The following is a 5,741-nucleotide window of genomic DNA, read 5'->3' on the forward strand; positions in this document are numbered from 1 at the left end:
GCACGCGGCGCAGGCAGCGCCCCAGCGTGAGGGCCGCCGACAGCCCGGCGCTGCCCGCGCCAATCACCAATACATCGTAATCAAAATCCATCGCTCAGGCCAAAAAGGAACGTAGTGGCTGGCTAAACCCGCTAAACCGGGTTGGGGTTGCGCGCAACTTGGTCTAAGGGTAATAAAAAAGGCCCTTCCCGACTGGGAAGGGCCTTTTGAGCATTGGCGGAAAGCCGACAGGCTATTCCTTCACGAGGCGCTTGGTCAGGTTGATTACCTGGCCGGCGTTGGTGCCGCGTACCAGCAGCGTGTAGCTGCCGCTGGCAATGGTGTTCAGCTGCAGGGCGTGGGTCAGGCCCGCGTCCAGGGTGGTGTGCAGCACGATGCGGCCGGCAGCATCCAGCACGCTCACTTGGTACGAACCGGCGGGCAGGGCCATCAGGTCGAGGGTGGTGGCGCTGGCAGCCGGGTTCGGGAACAGGCTGATGGCGGGCACTACTTTGCCGAAGCGCACGCTGCGCACGGGCGAGTAGCTGCTGGTGCCGTCGGCATCTACCTGCTTCAGGCGGTAGTACACCAGGCCCTCGGCTTTGGCGCCGATGCCGGCATCGGTGCGGGCGTAGTCGGTCGAAGCAGTGCTCGTGCCCTGGCCTTTCACTTCGTCAATCTTCACGAAGTCGGTTCCGTTCAGGCTGCGCTCCACGTCGAAGTGGTCGCTGTTCTTCTCCGAAGCCGTGTTCCAGGCCAGCAGGGCATCCAGGTTCTTGGCGGTGGCCGTGAAAGCCGTCAACTCAACCGGCAGCGGGTAGGCACCGATGGTGAAGGTCACCGGCACCGTGTTGGTACCCCCGTTGATGTCGGTGGTACGGATGCTCACGGTGAAGCTCTGGGCGGTGCGGCGCTGCGGCAGCAGCGAAGCATCGCTCACGTAGATGCGGCCGGTAGCCGGGTCGAGGCTCACGCCCGTCGGCAGCGTGCCCGATACGAGCACAGCGTTGGTGCCGGTGGTGGGCAGGCCGTTGGCAGCACCGCTCTGCAGCACGCCGGTGGTGGCGTTGTAGATGAGGCCGGCGCTGTTGTACTGGGCCGTGTTCGGGTCAATGGTCTGAGCCAGAATGTCGCCGGTCAGGTACTTGTTCGTGGCCAGGCCTTTGCTGCCGTTGTAGGTCGAATAGGTCGTCGACTGGTCGGTCGCTACCGGGATGGTGTAGTTCACCACCGGCGACTGGGCGCCCGCGGCGTCGGTGCTCAGGTACGTGAACGAGGCATTGCCCGTGAAGCTCGTGTTGGGCAGGAAGCGCAGCGTAGCAGCCTGGGCAGCCGTCAGCGTTTTGTTCACTGTCACCGCGGCATAGGTACCACCGTTGTCGTAGTACAGCACACCCTGGGCTGCCGTGGGCAGGCTGGTGATGGTATACGGTACGGTAGTGCTCAGAGCATTCTCGGGGTCGGTGGCTACCAGCGGCGAGATGAGCAGGCCATTGGGCGTAGCCGGGTTGTTGGCCACGGTGTTGCCCATCGGGTTGTTGGTGCTGCCGGTGGCGCTCTGGTAGGAGTTCACCACGGCGTAGGCCAGCGGGGGCTGGTTGGCCACAGTGGTTGCCGTGGGCGCAGCAGCACCGTTGAGGTAAGCCACGTCGTTGCCGGTGTTGCTCTCGGTCGGGTTGCTCACCGTAGCCGTCAGCGAAGCGCCGCCGGCCGGCTGCGTAATGGTGAAGCTGTTGGCCACGGCCCCGCCGGCGCCGGCGGCCTGGCCGGCCGGAATGGTCCAGGTAATCGTGTTGTTCGTGTTCGAGTACACACCACCGTTGGTGATGTTGGTCGGCGTCTGGCCGGCCGGTACCGTCACGGTTTGCGTGGTGGCGCTGCCGGTGGGCGACGGGCCGTTGTTAGTCGTCGTCACGCTGTAGGTCTGGCTGCTGCCCACCACGGCCGAAGCCGGGCCGGCCAGCGCCGTCACCACATCAAACGTCGGGGTGATGGTGACGGGTACCGAGAACGTGTTGTTCGATTGGGCCGCTACCGTGTTGGGCTCGCTCGTGTCCGAAGTCGTCGTGGCCACGGCCGTGAGCGGCCCGGAGGTGGGTACGTTCACTTTCACCGCGTACGCTACGCTGTTGCCCGCAGCCTGGCTGGCAATCGTCGGGAAAGTCACGACGCCCGTCGTCTGGTTGTAGGTGGCACCGCTTGTGCTGAAGGTAATGATGCCGTTGTTCAGCGTACCGGTCTGGCCGGCTACCTGAATGTCGGTCAATGCCAGGCCGGGCTGTAATTGCAGCGTGGGGCGCACATTGATACCCGCGGTCGCACTGCCCGCAGCGTTGCCATAGGTTGCGGTGAAGGTCACGTTGCCCCCAGCGGCCACCGAGGTAGCCGAGGCCGTTACGTTGGCCGTCAGGTCGGCCGTGGCCGAGGTAACGGGCGAAATGCTGGTTGCAATGCCCGAGCTGTTGTTCTTCACCACCGGGTCGGAGGCGTCCGACGTAACCGTCGACGTACCGGCAATCTGCCCGTTGTTGGCCCCGTTGGTGGGGTTGCTGGGCATCAGGAAGGTCACGTAGTTGGCCGTGCTGGCCCCAACCGCGAAGCTGGCAATGCTCGGGAAGGTGATGATACCCGTCGACGCATCGTAGAACGAGCCATCGGCGAAGTTGACGTCGCCACCCACCGGCGTACCCGTCTGGCCATTCACTTGCAGCGTGGCGGGCGTGAAGCCCGTTGCCAGCTGCAGCGTGGATACTGCGTTGGCTGCCGGTGTGGTGCCCAGGTTGTTTGTCAGCACAGTGTAGGTAACGGGGTTGCCTACGGTGGCCGTGGCCGGGCCACTCACCGTGGTGGCCAGGTCGGCGGCCCCGGCAATGCTGGTCGTGGTGCTGGCGCTGTTGTTGGCAGCCACCACATCGGTGCTGGTCGAGCGCACGCTGCTGCTCACGGTCAGGTTCGAGTTGGTGGCGGCAAACGAGATGCGGAACACCTGCGTCGAACCAGCCGCTTGCGTAGCCGTAGCCGGCAGGGTGAGCTGGCCCGTGGTGGCGTTGTAGGTAGCGGTTACGGCATTGCCGGCACCGTCGGTCACGGTTACAGCACCCAGGCCGGCAGGAAGCTGCGCCGTGGCGGCTACTCCCGTGGCGTCCATCGGACCATTGTTGCTGAAGGTTGCGGTGTACTGTACCGTCTGGCCTGCCGTCGCGGTGCTCGGGCCCACAATGGTGGTAGCCAGGTCGGTGCGCTGCAGCAGCGTCACGGCTACCGACGACACGTTGTCGGCCGGCACGGGGTCGGTGTTGGTCGTGCTCACGGCGGCCATGGCCAGCAGCTGGCCATTGCTACCCACCGTAGCCGGGGCGTTGAAGGTAATCGTGTTGCTTACGCTGGTACCGCTGGTGCTGCCAGCCGTGCCGTTGGTAAGCGTCGGGAAGGTCACAACACCGGTTACCGGGTTGTAGGTCAGGCTGCTCGAGCCAAACTCAATCAGGTTGGTAGTCGTGTTCAGCGTACCCGAAGCGCCGTTCACCTGCAGGTCGGCGGCCGTAAAGCCGGGCAGAATCTGTACCCGCTGGGTAACGCCCGTAGCCTGGGCCGGGCCGTTGTTGCCGGTCACTACCGTCAGCGTAACGGCACCGCCCACCGAAGTGCTGGCTACCGACGAGCTGATGCGGGTGTAAGCGTTGGCAATACCACCGGCCGAGGTAGCATTGGTCAGCGTGGTCGAGGCAGCGGCACCGTTCAGGTAAGCCGTGTTGTTGCCGGTATTGCTGTCGCCGGCGCCGGTCGTGTTCGGCGTAACCAGCGCCGAGGGCGCGAAGGCCGTAGCCGGCTGCGTGTAGCTCACCGAGTTGGGCACCGTCTGCCCGGCGGGCAGGCTGGGCACCGTTGGGAACACCACACCACCACCCGGCACCGAGTAGCTAACCCCATTCGATACAATGGTCTGCGTCAGCGTCGACGGGTTGTATACCCCGCCGTTGCTCACGTACACATTGGTCAGGCCGGATGCCAGCTGCAACGTCTGAATAGCGTTGGCAGCGACGCCGGGGCCGTTGTTTGTCGTCGTCACGGCCAGCGTCACCAGGTCGCCCACCACTGCCGAGGCAGGGCCGGTAAGGGTGGTGGTCAGGTCGAAGCCCGTCGTCACGGCGATGGCAGCCGTGGCTTGGTTGTTGGCCGTCTGGCCCAGTTCGCTGGTCGTGGTCGATACGGCGGCCGTGGCCACTACCGGGCCAGTGGCCGGAGCATCAAACTTGATGACCGAGGTGGTCGGCGTACCGTTGGCAATCGAAGTCAGGCCAGCGTAGGTAATCAGGCCAGTGGCCGGGTCATACACGCCGCCATTCGTAGCGCTCACGTTGGTGAGGCCCGCCGGCAGCTGCACCGTAGCCACCACACCGGCCGCCGTGGCGGGGCCGCTGTTGTTGAAGGTAGCCGTGAAAGTAGCCGCCGTGCCAGCCGAAGCCAGCGTACCGGCCACCACCGAAGTGGTCGTAGCCGTGATGGCCGCCGAAACGTTAGCCGTGGGCGCCACATTCACGGCCAGCGTGGCAGCATTCGGAGCCCGGTCGGGGCCCTGCGAAGTAGCCGTGGTCACGTTGCTGGTGATGTTCTGGCTGCCGGTTGCACCGCTGGCCGGCGTGAAGCTGAACGTGAACGAGTTGCTGGCGCCACTGGCGAGCGTAGCGAGCGGCACCCCGTTGTCGAAGTCAATTACCCCGCCGGTGGCAGTGTAAGACACGCCGTTAACGAATACGTTGGTTGCGCCGGCGGGCAGCGTCACCTTGCGGGTAACCGTGGCGGCCGTCGAGGGGCCTTCGTTGGTAAAGGTTGCCGTGTAGTTGCCCGTGGGCTGGCCAGGCGTTACCAGAGCCGGGCCCGTGAGCGCCGTGGTCACATCAGCGACCAGGCCAACGTAGGTCGTTACAGCCGAGGTATTATTAGCAGTCAGACCACCTTCACTGGTCGTCGTCGACACGGTGGAAGTAGCCGTCACCGAACCCGTAGCCGGAGCCGTGTAGGTGATGGTCGCGGTGCTCGTGGCACCGGCGGCGAACGAGTTGGGAGTCGACGTGAACGTTACCGTATAGCCCGCAGCAGCCGAACCCGAAATAGCGCTGGTGGTACCCGCCGAGTTAGCCGTTACGGTAGGAGCCGCCGTCAGCGTATTGGCTGGGAAAGACACCGTGCGGACGAGGCCGGTGGCCGTCTGCGTCCCAATGTTGCTGTAGTTCACGTTCAGCGTCACCGTTGAAGCAGCGTTTGCGTTCACCGGACCGGTGATGGTGGTGGCTACATCGGCGATGCAGCTCGAACCCGTTACGCTGTTGGCAATGCTGTTGCTGATGCTCGGGTTGGCCACACCGGTCACGCCGGCTTCGGCACCATAAGCATCATTGCTGGCCGTTGTCGTGCCGTTGGCTGCGCCATTGGCCATCGAAGCCGCCGCTACCGGACCAGTGGTCAGGATAATACCGCCGCCGCCGCCGCCGCCCGGACCGTGCAGCGCGCCGCCGCCCGTGTTAGTACCACCCGTGCCGCCGTTAGCCGTCAGGGTAAGGTTGGCCAGACCAGCCTGGCTGTTGGTCGCCGTCACGAGGATGGAGCCACCGGCGCCACCGCCGCCGCTGCCATCGTTCAGTACCGTGTTGTTGGCATCGGCCCCGTTGGCCAGAATGCTGCCCACGCCGGTTATCGAGCCCACGCGCACCATAACCAGGCCGCCGCCGGCCGCACCGCTGCTGGCAAAGCCCGCGCCGGGC

The 5,741-nt window shown here is 65.1% G+C and carries 2 protein-coding genes; both read right to left on the reverse strand.

Annotated features, from left to right (window positions below; translation table 11 throughout):
- Positions 1-91, reverse strand: a 91-nt coding sequence (locus ACYVDE_RS13165) for an FAD-binding protein (RefSeq protein WP_460502005.1), incomplete at its 3' end; no start/stop codon positions are given.
- Between the two features lie 141 nt (positions 92-232).
- On the reverse strand, positions 233-5,692 hold the full coding sequence (locus ACYVDE_RS13170; RefSeq protein ID WP_460502004.1) for a hypothetical protein: 5,460 nt from the start codon (positions 5,690-5,692) through the stop codon (positions 233-235).
- Between the last annotated feature and the right edge of the window lie 49 nt (positions 5,693-5,741).

It is taken from the genome of Hymenobacter agri (assembly GCF_054778495.1).

What these genes read in the sequence shown, in the direction of transcription:
- ACYVDE_RS13170 (WP_460502004.1), bottom strand. Translation starts at nt 5,692, where the DNA reads ATGGTGCGCGTGGGCTCGATAACCGGCGTGGGCAGCATTCTGGCCAAC.